Raw genomic sequence first — 18,875 nt, 5'->3', positions numbered from 1 at the left:
TCCTTCTATCAGGACTTTAAATGTCAGATCAATTGTCACATAAAATATTTTTAAAATAATTATACACTAAAATCAATAATTTTAAAATAAAAAAGATCCAATAGAGTTAATATTAACAAAACCCTATTAGACCTTTTTATTTTACATTTCTTCAACCACGTCTAATCCTATAAGCCATAAACCATTTTTAATCACTTGACAAGTTGCTTTAACTAAATTAAGTCTTCCATTCTTAACATCTTCATCTTTAGCATTTAATATACCGTGAGCATTATAAAATTTATTGAATGCTTTAGAAATTTCAATTATATGTCTTGTTATTATTGAAGGTTCTAATTTATCTAATGCTAAAAGTATAGCATCTTGAAATCTTGATATAAGCTTAACCAATTCAAATTCTTCGGAAGAATTTATTTTATCATAATTTACATATTTTATATCACTGCTAATTTCCCCTGCTTTTCTTAAAATACTCTTTCCTCTTGCATAAGTATATTGTACATATGGTCCAGTTTCTCCTTCAAAATTAAGCATTTCTTTCCAATCAAAAATTATTTCTCTTTCTCTGTTATTTTTAAGATAAGTAAATATTACCGCACCTATTCCTATTTTTTTAGCTGTTTCTTCTTTATTTTTAAGATTTGGATTTTTTTCATTTATTATTTCTAATGTTTTTGAAACAGCTTCATTTAGTAAATCATCAAGAAATATTACATCTCCCTTTCTTGTAGAAAGCTTTTTATCAGCAAATTTTACAAGTCCAAATCCTACATGAATTAAATTATCAGCCCACTTATGTCCCATAAGCTTTAATGTTGTAAATACTTGTTTAAAATGTAAAGATTGATCAGAACCAACTACATAAATACATTTATCAAAATCGTAAGTTTTTTTTCTATAAATTGCAGCAGCTAAATCCCTTGTAGCATAAATGCTTGCTCCATCTGCTTTTTTTATTATACAAGGCGGCATATTATAATCATCAAGCATAACTACTTTTGCGCCATTACTCTCTTTTAAAAGCCCTTTTTCTTCTATTTCTTTTACTACATCATCCATTTTATCCGTATAAAAACTTTCACCTGCATAAGAATCGAATTTAACATCTAAAGTTTCATAAAGCTTTGCAAATTCTTTCAAGCTTAAATCTTTAAATCTATTCCATAAAGCAACTTCTTCCTCGCATCCATCTTCTAACTTTTTAAAATACATTCTTCCCTCATCTTCAAGAGAAGGATCCTTTTCTGCTTCATCATGAAATTTTACATATATTCTTAAAAGTTCTTTTATAGGCTCTTTTTCAAGTTTTTCTTCATCTGCCCAGCCTTTTTTATAAGCAGCTATAAGTTTCCCAAATTGAGTTCCCCAATCTCCTAAATGATTTATTCCTATAGGGTTATATCCTTCAAAACCAAAAGCTCTATATAATGAATTTCCTATAACAGTAGTAAATAAATGACCTACATGAAATGGTTTTGCTATATTAGGCGAAGAATATTCTACTATAATATTTTTACCTTCTCCAATTTTAGAAGAACCATATTTATCTCCTTCTTTTAATACCTTTTCTATAGTTTCCTTTATAAATAAAGATTTATCCATAAAGAAATTAAGATAAGGTCCAAGATTTTCTATCTTTTCAAAGTATTCTTTATTTATTTTATTTTTTAAATCTTCTGCTATCATTTGAGGAGATTTCCTTAAAACTTTAGAAAGCTGAAAACAAGGGAACGCGAAATCTCCCATCTCTGGTCTTGGTGGAATTTCAATAAGTTTTTCTATTACATCAATCTCTAAATCTACACATTCTTTAATTCTTTCTGCAACTAACGCTTTATAATTCATATAATCATCTCCATCTATTATTTAATTTTAAATAATAAAAATTAAACCCATCTCTAAAAATATAGAGACGGGTATTATTACCGTGGTACCACTCTAGTTGATATGAAAAACATATCCACTTAAAACTTTAACGCAGTTAACGGCTTACCCTACTAAAAATTCAAGCAGCTTCTTAGAGGCTCTCTTCCTTTTTTATATTCTGCAAAGCTTCCACCATCCTCTGCTCTCTATAAGAAATTTAAAAAAGTACTCTTCTCATCAACGAATTTTTATATAAAATATTTACAACATATTATACTGTCTTATGCAAATTATGTCAATATTATATTAATTCACATTTTAATTCTTTAATATTGATTTATGATAATTTCTTAATATATCATAATTAATTATATACCAAATACAATATTTTAGTATGATAATCCACATTTTAATTTTAAATATTTACAATAATTTTTACTTATATAAATTTTTTAATATAATATTGTTATTAATCGATTAATTTTTCTTGCTTTTGCTGATAAGTAATATAATGTCTAAACAGTACTTCATTTAAAACAAAAAAAAATGAAAAAGTTTCAGATGTAATCCCATTAGGAAGATTTATAGTTGATGTCGTTACATATAAATTATGCTTTGTCATACTTGAAAGCTTATTATTACTAAATTTTGTAATAGATATAATTTCTACTCCTCTTATTGATAACTCATTTACACACTTATAAAGAGAAGTTGTATTTCCTGATAAAGAAATAACAATAACTATATCTTTCTCTGTTATACTAGGAGTTATTATTTCAAATTCAGTATATCCTTCAATTATGTGAAAATATTTATGTGCCGCTAAAAATGTTCTCTTTAATTCTTGTGCAACAGTTAACTGCGCTGTTCCTGTTCCATATACAAAAACCCTCTCAGCATTATATATTAACTTACATATCTCTTCAAAATCTTTTTCTTTAATAAACTTTATATTTTCATTTAAATCTGAATATAATTTTTCCATATAATCACTTTCATTATAATTGTTTTCTTCTTCCTGCCACTTTAAATATACTCTAAATTCACTATATCCTTTAAATCCTAATTTTTGTACAAAGCGAAGAATTGTTGTTCTTGATACATTACATTTTTTCGCAATTTCATTAATACCTAAATCACAACATTTTTTCTTATTATTTAAAATATACTTTAATATATATAAATCATTTTCATTTAATTTGTTATAATTGTTATTTACCAATTCTTCTAATTTCATAATATATTTTCTCCCCTTCTCATTTACTTTATTTATACATTATACTAGAATATTACAGTAAATAACAATTATCTTTAGTTATAAAATATCAAGTTACAAAGTTAATGTAAACATATAATAAAAAATAATATTCTTTTATAAAATATATTATTTTATTTTTCTATATTATATATAGTTTTTATATTGGATATCTAAAAATAAAACTGAACAGTATAATTAACCTGTTCAGTTTTATTTAAATTTTACTTTATAAATTTATATCTTATCAAATAAAGCCTTAAAACAATCAAATTTATTTAAATATTATATTACTTTAATTCAGGCCAGTATTCTTTGTTTACCTCAATTAAATCATCTAAAATTTTCTTAGCAATATATGCACTAGGAACAGTTTTTGATAATGTAATAGCTTGCCATAATTTTTGATAAGATTTTTCTATCCATGCTTCTACTACTAATTTTTCAACAGACACTTGTTGTTCCATTAAACCTTTTTGAAATTGTGGAATTTTGCCTATTCTAAGTGGTTCTGGGCCATTACTACCTACTATACAAGGTATTTCAACCATTGCTGTTGAATCAAAATTTTCTATTGCTCCATTATTTTCAACGATTAACAACATTCTTTCTTGTGTATTATAAGCAATTGCACGTGCTAAATCAACAATATAAGAAGCATGTTCATCAATATGAAGTTCACATCCTTTTGTTGATTGATTTTCTATTATTTTTCTGCATTCACCAAATACAAATTTTTCACGTCCATCCATTACTTCATTTGCACGAGTATATTCTTTATTTGAATGCTGAACTACATAATCTGGAAATAAATAATATTTTAAATATGTGTTTGGTAAAGTTTCTGGATCTACTGCATATACATCTTTAGCTTTAGCAAATGTATCATCCCAGCTTGGATCAGTGTGTTGATTATCTCCATTTGAAACTACATACCCATATTTAGAAACATGTTCTTTTAATTTAGGCATTAAATCATTACCTTCTCTGTCTCTTATATCTGACCACCATCCAAAATGATTAAGACCATAGTATCTTACTATCATTTCTTTTCTTGATTTTATGCCTAATATTTCTGCCATCCTTGTTTCTATTCCTATTGGCATATCACAAATATTTAATATTTTTGATTTTGGACGTAGCCTTCTTGTAGCTTCAGCTACAATTGCTGCTGGATTTGAATAATTTAGCATCCAAGCATTTGGTGAATATTTTTCCATATAATCTATTATTTCAATTATAGGCCCTATGGAACGCATTCCATATGCAATTCCTCCTGGTCCACAGGTTTCTTGACCTACAACATTGTATTTTAATGGAATTTTTTCATCTAATTCACGCATTGCATATTTACCTACACGTATATGTGCCATAACAAAATCAACATCTGTAAATGCTTCTTCTGGATTTGTAGTTGCTAAAAATTCAATTTCTGGAGCTTTTTCTTTTAAAATTATTTCACAAGCTTTTGCAACAACATCCTGTCTTTCTTGGTCATTATCATAAAACTTAATTTTACGAATAGGAAATTTATTTAGATTATCTAATAGCATTAAAACAATGCCTGGTGTAAATGTACTTCCTCCTCCTGCTATAACTATAGAAAATTTTTTCATAAAAAGTCCCTCCTAAAAGCTTTTATTTTATATATCATTCGCAATTAGTAATATACGAATGTCAAATAATCTAATTATTTACAAGTAAACTTTCAAATTCTTCTCTTACTTGAGGAACGGATAACCCTACTATAACTTGAATAGCTTTTCCGTTTCTCACTACTCCATGAGCACCAGCTTCGCGAAATACCTTATCACTTGCTAATTTACTTTCATCTTTTACAGTTACACGAAGACGAGTTGCACAATTGGTAACATCTTCAATATTTTCTTTTCCACCTAAAGCTTCTAAAAATTTAGCTGCTTTACTTTGCTTATTTTCTTTAACAGATGTAATTTCTGCTTGTTTTGCTTTATAATCTGCCTTTGTGTAAAGTTTTGTTTCTTCTTCATCTTGTTCACGTCCTGGAGTTGCAAAATTAAATTTTAAAATTAAGAAGCGAAATACAAAGAAATAAATTGCAGTAAAGCAAAGTCCTATAACTATCTGTGTTAAATAAGTGCCTGGATGGTATTTAAATAATGGTAGCCAATTTTGCGCAGCCCATTCAATTATTCCTCCTCCAAAATTACCTACCACTCCAAAAGCAAATAATGTGGCCGCTAAAGTTGCTGCTAAAACTGCATGCACAGCAAATAATGCTGGTGCTATAAATAAAAATGTAAATTCAAGTGGTTCTGTAATACCAGCTACAATAGCTGTCAATGTGGCTGGTATTAAAAGCCCTGCAACGACTTTCTTTTTTTCTGGCTTAGCAGTTGAATATATCGCTAATGCAATTCCTGTACATCCAAAAATTTTTGATGATCCATGTAAAGCAAATCCTCCTGCAGGGAACATTTCTTTTAAAGAATGTGCTGTTGTTGCAAAATCAGCTAAATGATTTGGCCAATAAGCAGCTATACCATTTTCTACTACTGCTGGTCCAAAAATAAATGGTCCATAAATAAAATGATGTAATCCTGTTGGAATTAAAATACGTTCTAAAAATGTATATAACCATACCCCAAAAACACCAGATGAACTTAAAAATCCTTGTAATGCTCCTATAGCATTTTGAATTTTAGGCCATATTAAACACATTAAAAATGCAGTAGGAATCATTACAATAAATCCAATAATTACAACAAAAGATGAACCTTGAAAAATTCCTAAATAATCAGGTAATTTTGTTTCAAAATGCTTATTGTGAATATAAACAGCTATAGCTGCAATTAAAATTGCTCCAATCATTCCAGTGTCAAGAGTTTTAATTCCAGCAATCATTGTTAAACCGCTTGTCCCACCAACTTGTGTATCAAAGTTAACACCAAAATTTACTCCCCATAAAGTAAGTATAGCGCTAATAAAGTAATTAAATGTTAAATATATCACTAAAGATTCTAAACATGCACGTGCTTGTGCTTTTTTAGCTAAAGCTATAGGCAATCCTACCACAAATAAAAGAGGAAGTTGTCTAAAAGTAGTCCATGCACCTTCTTGAATTACAAACCAAAATTTATACCATAATCCATTAGGATTAGCTAGTGACCCCATAATATCTTGATTCATAAATAAAATAGATATACCAACAGTTATTCCAGAAAAAGCGAATAATAAAACTGGTACAAACATAGCAGCACCAAAACGCTGAATTTTTTGCATCATAATACTTCTCACCCCTTAAAACTTTTTAAAATAATATAATCTAATATGAATTATAAATACTTAAATATAAATAATTTATTTGTGTTTATTTTGTATAATTTTATGAAAGTACTTTCATTGGTTTTATGATATCAAAGCTAGTAAACATTTACAAGATATTTGCCTCTTTCAGTTCTTAATCTCCTTAAATGTGATTCTTCACTTTTTAAGAGAATTTTCACAAATTTAGTTGTATATATTGACATTTCATTTTATAAAAAGAATCTTTTATAGAATTTAAAAGCTTATTTTTTATATGAAATTTTTATTTTATATTGTTTAATTAATGAACTTTCAAATACATTTTTACATATTATAATATTAGCTTGATTAAAACAATTATATAAATTTATAAACCTTAAAGTTAAAATATTAATAATATATTTATAAAAAATTATAGGAGGTAATTATATGTTAAGTCTTAATGATGCAGCTGTAGGAAGTTATGTTTCAATTGAAAATTTATCTTCAACTGGAATGTTAAGAGAAAGAATGCTTGCACTTGGTCTAACAAAAGGTTCTAAAGTAGAAGTTGTTAGAAGAGGACCTTCTGGTGATCCAACAATTTATAATATTCGTGGAGCTATGATAGCTCTTAGAAAAGAGGAAGCTTCATTAATAATTATTAATAATAAATAATCTTAAATATTCAATAATATTTTGGGAGGTTCATAATGGGGTTAACATTCCAATCTACCAAAAACGCTGCATTAACGGATATATTTAAAATTGATAAAAAAGATGGAGAATATATTATTGCTCTTGCAGGCAATCCAAATACAGGGAAAAGTACAGTTTTTAATGAATTAACTGGACTTAAACAACATACAGGTAATTGGCCTGGTAAAACAGTAGTAAACGCAAGAGGAGAGTTTAAATATAAAGGTAAAAATAACATATTAGTGGATCTTCCTGGTACCTATTCTTTATTTGCTTCTTCTTCTGAGGAAGAAGTTGCAAGAGATTTTTTATGCTTTGGTAATTCTGATGCTGTAATAATAGTTACCGATGCTACCTGTCTTGAAAGGAATTTAAATATCGTTTATCAAGTTATGGAGCTTACAAATAATATAATACTTTGCATTAATCTTATAGATGAAGCTAAAAAGAAAAATATAATAATAGATAAACATGGGATAGAAGAAGAATTAGGTATTCCAGTAGTTCTATGTGCTGCAAAAAGTAAAATAGGTATAAAAGAGCTTAAAGAAACTGTATATAAAGTTACTACAGGTCAAATTATACCAAGTCCCAAAATTATAAAATATCAAGATTATATAGAAGAAAAAGTTAATTTAATAAAACCAATTATTGAAGAAAATATTCATGATATAAATTCTAGATGGATTACTTTAAGACTTATTGATGGAGATACAAAATTTATAAAATCTATTTTAAATAATATAAACAATGAATCACTTGAAAAATTATTAAAAATAAAAGATATATCTATATCAGATGAGTATAAAAAAAATATTAGAGATGATATATCAGAATCAATATATAAAAAGGCTGAAAATATAAAAAATAAATATGTAAAAGAAAATTCAACAAAAATAAATAGAGATAGACTAATTGATAATTATATAACATCAAGAATTTTTGGAATACCATTAATGCTTTTAACTTTAGCATTAATATTTTGGATTACTATTGTTGGAGCAAATTTACCTTCTGAAATATTATCAAATTTTTTCTTTAAAATTGAAAACAAACTAACATTATGGCTTTTAAATATAAATGCTCCAAATTGGATTCATGGGATTTTAGTTCTTGGAATTTATAGAACTTTATCTTGGGTTATATCTGTGATGCTGCCTCCAATGGCAATATTCTTTCCTATTTTTACAATACTTGAAGATTTAGGATATCTGCCAAGAGTTGCATTTAACCTTGATCATTTATTTAAAAAAGCTTGTGCTCATGGTAAACAATGTTTAACAATGTGTATGGGCTTTGGATGTAATGCAGCTGGAATAACAGCATGCAGAATAATTGAATCTCCTAGAGAAAAACTTATAGCAATTTTAACAAATAACTTTGTTCCATGTAACGGAAGGTTTCCTACTTTAATTGTAATATCTACAATTTTTCTTGCTTCAAAAGGCAGTACAAATTCCGGTATTTTACCAGTTTTGTCTGTTACAAGTTTAGTTATTTTAGGTATAGCTATAACATTATTAGTATCATACACTTTATCTAAGACTATATTAAAGGGAATACCTTCTACTTTTACATTAGAACTTCCTCCTTATAGAGTACCCCAAATAGGGAGAGTTTTATATACATCTATAATTGACAGAACAATATTTGTTCTTTGGAGAGCAATAATAGTTGCAATTCCAGCTGGTGCTATAACTTGGATACTTGGAAATATATATATTGGAAATTTAAGTATTATAAATCATATATCTATTTTTCTTAATCCAATTGGGAAATTAATTGGATTAGATGGATTTATATTAATGGCTTTTATACTTGGACTTCCTGCAAATGAAATTGTTTTACCTATACTGCTCATGGCTTATTTATCAACAGGTTCCATGGTTGAATTTAAAAGTATAGATACTCTTAGAAAAATATTAATTGATAATGGATGGACTTATCTTACAGCATTAAATTTTATGTTATTTAGCTTACTTCATTGGCCTTGTGCTACCACTCTTTTAACTATAAAAAAAGAAACTGGTAGTTTAAAATGGACAATACTTTCAGCAATTATACCAACAATAATAGCATTTTGTGTATGCTTTATAACTACTGTAATATTTAAAGTATTAGGTTTAGGCTAAAAATACAGTAAATAATCAGCTTCTAATATTAATGCTTAATTTAATATTAGAAGCTGATTATTTATATATAAATATAACATTTTTATATATAAAATCAAAATCACTTATAATACTATTATTATATTAATATAATACTTTTAAATGTTTTATTTAAAATAATACTCTGGAGTATTTTCATCTATAATTTTAAACTCATATCCTTTATTTTTATAAAATTTTATAATTTCAGGTAATGCTCTACAAGTATTTTTATGCATATAATCACAATGCATAAGTAAAATTATAGGATTTTCAACATCTTTAATTTTAGTTGCTTGTTTAAATATTTGATTTGGAGACATTTTGGGATTTATTCCATCTTTAGAATCTATATTCCAATCATATATTTTAAAATTATTACTATGAATTAATTTCAAATTTTCTTTGTTTAATCTATTCCTGCTTCCTCCTGGAAATCTTAATATAACAGGTTTTACTCCTATAACTTCATTAATTTTTTTCTGAGTTAATAACATTTCTTCAATAAAATATTTATTTCTAGAATATATTTTTTTTATATTATGAGTATAGCTATGTAATCCTATTCCATGGCCTTCATTATTTATTCTTTTTACAATATCCTCATTTCCTTCAATTTGATTTCCTATAAGAAAAAAAGTAGCCTTAACATCATATTTATTTAAAACATCTAATACATCTTCTGTGATATTGCTTGGGCCATCATCAAATGTTAAATATATTATTTTATTTTCACTTTGATTATTATCCATTTTCCCTAATACATTATAACTATAAATATTTGTAAAAAAGCAAATTAACAAAATAGAAATTGTAATAATTTTAAATAAAAATTTTTTCATCATAACCCCTCCTTTTTTACACTTCATTCAATATTTTGTATCCAATAAAATTTTATATACGAAATAAATAATAAAACATTTGGGGTTAAATGGAATTTTAAACATAAAAATAGAGAGTACTTTTCAGCACTCTCTCTAAAGTTAATATTTTTATTTTTAAAAATGCATATTATTAATATTTTAAATAGCCTCATCTTCTAAATTTGCACCTAAAAATTGACTATTATAAAGATCTGCATAAAATCCACCTTTTTTCATTAATTCTTCATGATTGCCCATTTCGATAATTCTTCCTTTATTCATTACCAAAATATTTTCCGCATCACGTATAGTAGAAAGTCTATGAGCAATTACAAAACTTGTTCTACCCTTCATTAAATTAGCCATAGCCTTTTGAATTAATGCTTCTGTTCTAGTATCAACACTGCTTGTAGCTTCATCAAGAATTAAAATCTTAGGATCTGCAAGTATTGCACGAGCAATAGTTAAAAGTTGTTTTTGTCCTTGTGAAATATTAGTTCCTTCTTCATTAACAACTGTATCATAACCTTGAGGTAAAGTCCTTATAAAGTGATCTGCATGTGCTGCCTTTGCGGCATTTACAATCTCTTCCATTGTAGCTCCTTCTTTTCCATAAGCTATATTATCCTTAATTGTTCCATTATATAGCCATGTATCTTGAAGAACCATACCAAACATTTTACGTAATTCACTGCGTTTTATATCTCTTATATCAACGCCATCAATTTTTATTCTACCTGAATTTATTTCATAAAAACGCATTAAAAGATTAACAAGAGTTGTTTTTCCTGCCCCTGTAGGTCCAACAATAGCAACCATACTTCCAGGTTTTACTTCTAAATTCATATCTTCTATAAGAGGTACATCTTCTACATATCTAAAATCTACATGTTCAAAAGTAACTTCTCCTATTGGATTTTCTATTACTATTGCATCTTCTTTATCTGGAATTTCTTCTTCTTCATCTAATATTTCAAATACACGTTCAGCACAAGCTATTGTTGATTGAATTATATTTGCTATATTAGCTGTTTGAACAATTGGCATAGTAAAAGATCTTGAATATTGTATAAATGCAAGTATATCTCCTAATCCAAGTAAACTTTTAGTTATCCAAATACCTCCAACTATACTAATACCTACATAACCTATATTACTTATAAAATTCATAAGTGGAAACATTATACCAGATACAAATTGTGCTTTCCATGCTGCATTTTTAAGTCTATTATTTATAGATTCAAATTCTTCTATTGAATCTTTTTCGTGACAAAATGCTTTAACTATTTTATGACCTGTATACATCTCTTCCACATGCCCGCTAATTAATCCAATTTCTTTTTGCTGAACTGCAAAATATTTTTGAGATTTCTTTGCAATAAGCATAGTAGCTATAATATATAAAGGTAATGTTGCCATTACTATTAATGTTAATGAAGGACTTATTGTAATCATCATTATAATATATCCAATAATAGTAATAACAGCTGTAATTATTTGTGTTAAACTTTGCTGTAATGTAGTAGCTATAGTATCAACATCGTTAGTAACACGGCTTAATATATCACCATGAGCATTCATATCAAAATATCTAAGTGGTAATTTTGCAAGTTTTGCATCTACTTCTCTTCTTAAATCACGAACAGTTTTTTGTGAAACTCCTGACATTACAATACCCATAGTTAAATTACAAAGTGCACTAATTAAATATATACCTATTAATATAAGAACAATATTACCAATATAATGAAAATCGTATTCTCCATTAGTTTCCCTTATTGCATCAATTACTGAATTTATTTGATCATCAGTAAAGTTTACATTTTCTTTAGGATCTGTTGGAGCATTTTCCATAGTATTTTTCATTTCCTTGCCTAAATCCAAAATCTTTTTAGATACATCTGCCTTTTGATTTGCATCTGTTAATGTATCTAACTTTGGAAGTGCAAGAAACTCTTGTAATGATTTTATGCTTTTAGAATCTATTTTTGAATCAGTATTATTAGAAACAGTATCTATATCTGGCATTTTACTGAATATATCAAGCATTTGATTTACAACTTTTGTTTTTTCATTAGCATCAGTTATTGTATTTATCATAGGCAACTTAAGTAATTCTTTAACGCTATTAAGTTGTTCTGTATTCATAATATCGTTTGATTTATTACTCTCTATATTGGGCATCTTATTTAATATATCAACCATTTTAATCACAGTTGAATTTTTTTCTTTTGAATCTTTAATAGAACTTATATCTGGCAAAGCTAATAAGTCTTGAATAGTTTGTAAATCTGATTTATTTATTTTAATATCAGAATTTCCACTGCTGCCTATACTAGATATATCAGGCATACTCTTAAATATATCGATAAGTTGAACTAAAGTATTCTTTTTCTGTACTGGATCTTTAATATTATTAATCATAGGAAGCTTTAATAATTTTTGCACGGCATCTGTAGTCTTTTTATCTGCATTAGCACTAACATTGGAAGATTTTGAAGTAAAATCTTTCATTGTTGAAATTTTAGAATACACTTTGTTCATTGTTGCTGTATCAAGCTGCATAGAACTTTTTGCTTGGCTACTGCTTCCAGGTAAATTTTTTGAAATATCCATGAATTTTTTAATTACATTAACTCTTTCGTTCCCACTTTTAACAGTACTAAGCATTGGAAGGTTTAATAATTCTTTCATAGTAGATAAAGATTTCTTATCTATTTTATTGTTTTCAGGCATACTTTGAAGTATATCAATAAATTGAATAGTAGTTTTTACTCTTGTTGTTCTATCTTTAGTTGCATCAATCATAGGAAGCTTTAATAATTTTTGAAATGCTTCCATTGTTTTAGCATCTGGCATATTAACATCTTGTTTTGGTACTTCAACTCCATTTTGGGCAGCTTGCTGCATCTGCTGTTGCATTTGCTGCATTTGCTGCATCTGCTGATTAATTTGAGATACCATGCTCTTTTGTACAGAAGCCATTTGTTCTGTTATTTTATCAACAGCAGTTTTTTGTCCATTTAATACTCCTTGATATACTTGTACCGCCATAGCTTCATAAATTTCATCTACAGCTTTAACTTGAGCATCACCCATTTTAGTAGTTATTTCATCTACTGCTTTCTTTTGCCCATCAGCCATTTTATTATTAATTTCGTTTATAGCTTCTTCTTGAACATCTCCCATTTTGTCTTTCATTTGATCTAATGCTTCATTTTGACCTTTTGATAATTCTGATAGCATTTTACGAGCCATATAAGCATTTTGAAGTTTATTCATTGCTTTACTTGTTATTTTAGGAGCTGATATTGCAAATGTAGTACTCATTATTGCAAATATAACAACAATAATTAAATTAATTTTATGAGGTTTTAGATATCCAACAAGTCTTTTAAAACTTCCTTTAAAGTCTTTGGGCTTTTCTACTGGTCTTCCAAATCCACCTCTACCAACGCCGCCTCTTCTTCTCACAGGTCTTTTGCTTTTATTATCACTCATGCTATCTCCTCCTTTGAAAGCTGTGAGGCTACAATTTCACGATATACATCACAATTATCTAATAATTCTTTGTGAGTTCCCATTCCCACAATAGAACCTTCGTCTAAAACTATAATTTTATCAGCATCCATAATAGTTCCAACTCTTTGAGCAACAATAATTACAGTTGATTCTTTTGTTTCATTTTTTAATGCAGCTCTAAGTTTCGCATCTGTCTTAAAATCCAAAGCTGAAAAACTATCATCAAAAACATATATTTCAGCTTTTTTAACTAATGCACGAGCTATAGATAGACGCTGTTTTTGACCTCCAGATAAATTGGTACCACCTTGAGCAATTTCATGCTCATATCCTCCATCCATTGTTTCTATAAAATCAGCAGCTTGTGCAACTTCAGCTGCATGTTTAACTTCTTCATCTGTTGCGTTTTTATTCCCAAATCTAATATTTTCAGCTATTGTTCCTGAAAATAAAACTGCCTTTTGAGGTACAAAACCTATTTTGTTTCTAAGATCTTCTTGAGAAATTTCTCTAACATCTACACCATCTACTAAAACACTTCCACTATCTACATCATAAAATCTTGGAATTAAATTTACTAATGTAGATTTACCAGACCCTGTACTACCTATAATAGCAACAACCTCTCCTGGATTTGCTGTAAAAGAAATATTTTTAATAGCTGGTTCTTCAGCACCTTGATAACTAAATGTTACATTTTTAAATTCAACATATCCCTTGCGGTCAAAATTATTTTTAGTTTCTTTTGCATCTGTTATTTCTGGTACAGTATCAAGTACTTCGTTAATTCTTGCTGCTGCAGCTTGTGCACGTGGAACCATAATATACATCATAGCAAACATAAGCATTGACATCATAATTTGCATAGCATATTGAGTAAATGCAGCAAGAGCACCTAAATCCATATCGCCTTCACTTATACGAATTCCACCAAACCAAAGAATTGCTAAAGAAGTAAAATTCATAATAAGCATTATAGAAGGCATCATAAATGCCATTATTTTATTAACTTTAATATAATTGCTTGTAAGATCTACGTTAGCTTCATCAAAACGCTTGCTTTCTTTTTCTACTGTATTAAAAGCACGAATAACTCTTATACCTGTAAGTTTTTCATGTAATACTAAATTAATTTTATCGATTTTTACTTGCACCTGTTTAAAAAGAGGAATTAATTTTGATGCTATTAATCCTATAGTTATTATAAGAACTGGTATTGAAACAGCAAAAACTAATGTAAGAGGTTTATCTTTTTTTAATGCCATAGTAATACCACCAATAGCCATAATTGGTGCACTAATCATCATACGCATTATTATAACAGTAACTGTTTGAATTTGTGTAATATCATTAGTTGTTCTAGTAATAAGAGTTGATGTACCAAATTTATCAAATTCATGTAGTGAAAAACTTTCAACTTTTCTAAATACCTTGCTTCTTAATGTTGCTCCAAGATTTGATGAAACTTTTCCTGAGAAAAAACTTGCCAAAATTGAACAAATAACTATTCCTAAAGCAACCAATAACATCGTTCCACCAATTTGCATAATTTTATTTGTATCTCCCTGCATAACTCCATCATTAATTATATCTGACATCAAAGTTGGAAGATAAAGATCTCCTATCGCTTGTAAAGCCACAAGTATAAATACAGCTATTACCATAGCAGCATATGGCTTTAAAAATTTATATAGCCTAATCACTATTAACCATCTCCTATCATTTAAAATAAATTTAATTAGCTATCTAATTTCTTTTATTTGCTTTTATTAAATTATCTCTTATCTGCATAAGTAGCCTTCTTAATAAAATTTTCTCATCTTCTGTTAAGTTGCAAAAACACTCTTCTGTCAATACTTTCATAGTACTTTTTAATTTTTCACAAGTTTCTCTGCCTTTTTTAGTAAGATAAACTCTTAATATTCTTTGATCTTTATCATCCTGTTTTCTTATTATAAGTTCTGATTTTTCCATTCTTTTCAACATCACAGTCATTGTCGCAGGACGAATTATTAACTTTTCTGCAAGTTCTCTTTGGCTTTGACCATCTTTGCAATAAAGTGCAAAAAGCAACGGTGGCTGCCCTGGATAAATTCCTAGTTTTTCTAGTAAATTGTGAGAACGGGCAAAATGGAGTTTTATTATTTCAGCAAATATATGGTATAAGCTATCTCTATTGTAATCATTCATCATATGCCTCCTTTGTTTATCACTATCTCAACAATATTACTTAGTTATCTAACATTGTTTATGTTATCACTTAGCCGTCTAATAGTCAATATGATTTTTTTCATTTTTATAAGTGTAATCCTTGTCATTTATTTAAAATTATAAAAAATTATATACATATTTTAAAATTATTATTCATATATTATTTTATTTCATTAATTATACGTGAATTAAATAAAAATTATTATAAGTAACTATTAATTCTTTTATTCTATTATTTTATTTATATATACTTTAAGGTAAAAACTAAATATAATCTAATAAAACTCCTCTACTATTATATTAAAATTTTTAAAATCTTCTATCAACTAGAAACATCTCTTATAATATATATAAGAAAATTTTTTAGTTTTTTATATTTCCCTGTCTTTAGCAACCTATCTTATAACATATATAGTAAAAAAACTAATTATCTCTGTTTTCTTGGTTATGTATATATATCTTCTCTTATAACTATAGCAGAAAGACTTATTATAGCTAATCATATAACAGCACAAACATTAAATATTTTTTATAATTTTATTTATAATTATTTATTTTTTACATATAATTAAAATAAAATTATAAAAAGCTATTGACTATAAAAGATTTATGTTGTAAAATTTCTAAAAATAGAATTTTCAGAAAAAATCTTGATGAGGAGGAGTATATATATATTCCAAAGTTTAGAGAGGGAAGGCTGGTGAAAATTCCCCTTAGGAAATATATAGAAGGTAGCCTCGGAGTTGTTAAATGAAATCAATATATAATAAAAATATATTGAAAGTAGAGTTAACCGTAGTTCCACCGTTAAATGGAAAATAGCATTTATTTTATTTGTGCTATGTTTGAGTGTGTATTTCTATACGAATCTAGGTGGTACCGCGGAGTTAACCCTTCGTCCTTGTTAGGATGAAGGGTTTTTATTAACAAAATAATCTAAATAAAGGGGGCATTTTTATGAAATATAGTGGAGCAGCTATAACTATTAAATTATTAGAAAGGCAAGGAATTAAAAATATTATAGGAATTCCAGGAGGTTCAAATTTACCTCTTTATGATGCTTTATACCAAAGTAGTATAAATCATATATTGGCTAGACATGAACAAGGGGCAGCCTTTATAGCTCAAGGTATGGCTAGATCTACTGGTGAAGTTTCTGTATGTTTTGCAACTTCAGGACCTGGGGCAACAAATTTACTTACTGCAATTGCAGACGCAAAACTTGATTCTGTTCCAATAATTTCGATAACAGGTCAGGTTTCCCATTCTTCAATAGGCACTGATGCTTTTCAAGAAGTTGATACTTATGGACTTACAATACCAATAACAAAACATAATTTTTTAGTAAGATCTGTAGAAGAATTATTTTATGTAATTCCTGAAGCTTTTAAAATAGCTAAAGAAGGCAGGCCAGGTCCTGTTAATATTGATATTCCTAAAGATATACAATTAGAAGAAATTGAATTTGATGAATGGCCAAAACCCTATAAATATGAAAAAATAAAAAAACCTGTTCCAGATAAATTTATTAAGAAAGCAGCAGAAATGATAAATAATTCTGAAAAACCTATTTTATATATTGGAGGAGGTATTATAAGCAGTAATGCTTCAGAAGCTGTTAGTATGCTTGCTTGTAAAAACAATATTCCAGTAACTTCAACATTAATGGCACTTGGCTCATTTAATCATAATGATTTATATTTAGGAATGCTTGGTATGCATGGAGCACCTTATACTAATTTTTTAATGCATGAAGCAGATTTAATTATAGCTCTTGGTGTTCGATTCGATGATAGAGCTATAGGAAATACTGAAAAATTTTGTCCTAACGCAAAAATAATTCATATTGACATTGATGAATCTGAAATAAATAAAATAAAACAATCTCATTTATATATAAATGGAGATATAGATTATTCTTTAAAGGATATTTTATCTTATGTTGAAAATAATCCTAGAACAAAATGGCTCGAAAGAATTAAAGAAACAAAAGCTAAGCATCCTTTTGTTATGCCTAGTAAAGATGAATATATGCATCCTATAAATATCATAAAATATGTAAGTAGTATAGTTTCAAAAGATTCTATAATTACTACAGATGTAGGAGAACACCAAATGTGGGTTGCTCAAGTATATCCTTTTAAATATCCACGTAACCTATTAACTTCAGGAGGACTTGGCACTATGGGTTTTGGACTGCCAGCAGCAATAGGTGCAGCTCTTGCAAATCCAGACAAAGAAGTTATATGCTTTAGCGGAGATGGTTCTATACTTATGAATATTCAAGAACTAGCTACTTTAGCTGATTTAAATCTTAATGTAAAGATACTTATTTTAAATAATGGTCATTTAGGACTTGTAAGGCAGCAGCAACAAATGTTTTATAAAGAACATTATATAGCTTCAAAATTTATAACTAATCCAGATTTTGCAGTTATAAGCAGAGGTTTTGGTGTTAAAGCTTATGACCTTAGCAAAGAAAATGAGCCTTTAAAACTACTCGCAGAAGCTTTAATAAAACCAGGTCCTACTTTAATAAATATACCTATAAAAGGAAATGAAAATGTACTTCCAATTGTACCTCCTGGTGCAGGAAATACTGAAATGATAGGCGGTGAATATTATGGTAACTAATGATCTTTGTATTATAGAGTTAATAGTAAATAATCATCCGGGAGTTATGACCCATATTACAGGTTTATTTGCAAGAAGAGCTTTTAACCTTGAAGGTATATTATGTGGAAGAATCGGCGATGGAACTAAAAGTAAAATGTATTTACTTATAAATAACGATGATTCTAAAGAACAAATCATAAAACAGCTAAAAAAACTTTATGATGTTTTAGAAGTTAATGTATTAAATTATTCTCTTAATAATAATATTTTTGATAATATAGATAAAATTTTAAAATTAGATATAGATATCAAAAATGAAAACTAAGTATAATTAAGTATAATATAGTAAAATAATAATCCAATCAAAAGCATATTTTATTTTATGCAGCAATATTTAGAAGTAAAGGCTGTTGTAAAGAGGATTATTAT

At 27.6% G+C, this 18,875-nt stretch carries 12 protein-coding genes and 2 other annotated features; of the genes, 4 read left to right on the top strand and 8 right to left on the bottom strand.

What is annotated here, in order from left to right:
* Window positions 1-141 precede the first annotated feature (141 nt).
* From argS to B5D11_RS02035, 4 genes are all read right to left on the bottom strand, one after another.
* Window positions 142-1,845 (bottom strand): arginine--tRNA ligase, encoded by a 1,704-nt coding sequence (argS, locus tag B5D11_RS02050; protein WP_078681390.1) that lies wholly within the window; start codon window positions 1,843-1,845, stop codon window positions 142-144.
* Window positions 1,846-1,905: 60 nt separating this feature from the next.
* Window positions 1,906-2,116: a binding site (T-box leader), on the bottom strand.
* Window positions 2,117-2,335: 219 nt separating this feature from the next.
* Complete coding sequence (locus tag B5D11_RS02045) at window positions 2,336-3,103, bottom strand: MurR/RpiR family transcriptional regulator (protein WP_078681389.1); 768 nt, start codon at window positions 3,101-3,103, stop codon at window positions 2,336-2,338.
* A gap of 308 nt (window positions 3,104-3,411) precedes the next feature.
* Window positions 3,412-4,737: a 6-phospho-alpha-glucosidase gene (locus B5D11_RS02040; protein ID WP_078681388.1), complete on the bottom strand. Its 1,326-nt coding sequence runs from the start codon at window positions 4,735-4,737 to the stop codon at window positions 3,412-3,414.
* A gap of 70 nt (window positions 4,738-4,807) precedes the next feature.
* On the bottom strand, window positions 4,808-6,385 hold the full coding sequence (locus B5D11_RS02035; RefSeq protein WP_078681387.1) for an alpha-glucoside-specific PTS transporter subunit IIBC: 1,578 nt from the start codon (window positions 6,383-6,385) through the stop codon (window positions 4,808-4,810).
* Window positions 6,386-6,835: 450 nt separating this feature from the next.
* On the opposite strand from B5D11_RS02035, the gene B5D11_RS02030 reads away from it, so the two are divergent.
* The gene (locus tag B5D11_RS02030; protein WP_078681386.1) at window positions 6,836-7,063 is read left to right on the top strand and encodes a FeoA family protein; all 228 of its coding nucleotides are present in this window, start codon (window positions 6,836-6,838) and stop codon (window positions 7,061-7,063) included.
* A gap of 35 nt (window positions 7,064-7,098) precedes the next feature.
* Window positions 7,099-9,216 (top strand): ferrous iron transport protein B, encoded by a 2,118-nt coding sequence (feoB, locus tag B5D11_RS02025; protein ID WP_078681385.1) that lies wholly within the window; start codon window positions 7,099-7,101, stop codon window positions 9,214-9,216.
* 146 nt (window positions 9,217-9,362) lie between these two features.
* Here the strand turns inward: feoB and B5D11_RS02020 are convergent, their stop codons facing one another.
* From B5D11_RS02020 to B5D11_RS02005, 4 genes are all read right to left on the bottom strand, one after another.
* Complete coding sequence (locus B5D11_RS02020) at window positions 9,363-10,076, bottom strand: polysaccharide deacetylase family protein (protein WP_078681384.1); 714 nt, start codon at window positions 10,074-10,076, stop codon at window positions 9,363-9,365.
* 180 nt (window positions 10,077-10,256) lie between these two features.
* Window positions 10,257-12,521 (bottom strand): ABC transporter ATP-binding protein, encoded by a 2,265-nt coding sequence (locus B5D11_RS02015; protein ID WP_143327673.1) that lies wholly within the window; start codon window positions 12,519-12,521, stop codon window positions 10,257-10,259.
* Between the two features lie 1,073 nt (window positions 12,522-13,594).
* Window positions 13,595-15,322, bottom strand: a complete 1,728-nt coding sequence (locus tag B5D11_RS02010; RefSeq protein ID WP_078681383.1) for an ABC transporter ATP-binding protein — start codon at window positions 15,320-15,322, stop codon at window positions 13,595-13,597.
* A 43-nt stretch (window positions 15,323-15,365) separates the two neighbouring features.
* Complete coding sequence (locus B5D11_RS02005) at window positions 15,366-15,809, bottom strand: MarR family winged helix-turn-helix transcriptional regulator (protein ID WP_078681382.1); 444 nt, start codon at window positions 15,807-15,809, stop codon at window positions 15,366-15,368.
* A 662-nt stretch (window positions 15,810-16,471) separates the two neighbouring features.
* Window positions 16,472-16,736, top strand: a binding site (T-box leader).
* A 51-nt stretch (window positions 16,737-16,787) separates the two neighbouring features.
* Between B5D11_RS02005 and ilvB the strand changes: the two genes are divergently transcribed.
* Both ilvB and ilvN read left to right on the top strand, forming a co-directional pair.
* Window positions 16,788-18,464, top strand: coding sequence for a biosynthetic-type acetolactate synthase large subunit (gene ilvB, locus B5D11_RS02000; RefSeq protein WP_078681381.1), 1,677 nt, complete (start codon window positions 16,788-16,790; stop codon window positions 18,462-18,464).
* Window positions 18,454-18,771: an acetolactate synthase small subunit gene (gene ilvN, locus B5D11_RS01995; RefSeq protein ID WP_078681380.1), complete on the top strand. Its 318-nt coding sequence runs from the start codon at window positions 18,454-18,456 to the stop codon at window positions 18,769-18,771. Before ilvB ends, ilvN begins: the two co-directional genes overlap by 11 nt.
* The last annotated feature ends 104 nt before the right edge of the window (window positions 18,772-18,875 follow it).

The organism is Clostridium sp. USBA 49 (assembly GCF_900167505.1).
GTDB classification, from domain to species: domain Bacteria; phylum Bacillota; class Clostridia; order Clostridiales; family Clostridiaceae; genus Clostridium_AT; species Clostridium_AT prolinivorans.
The sequence above is the reverse complement of the archived record's forward strand: the minus strand, read 5'-3'. Positions and strand labels throughout refer to the sequence as shown.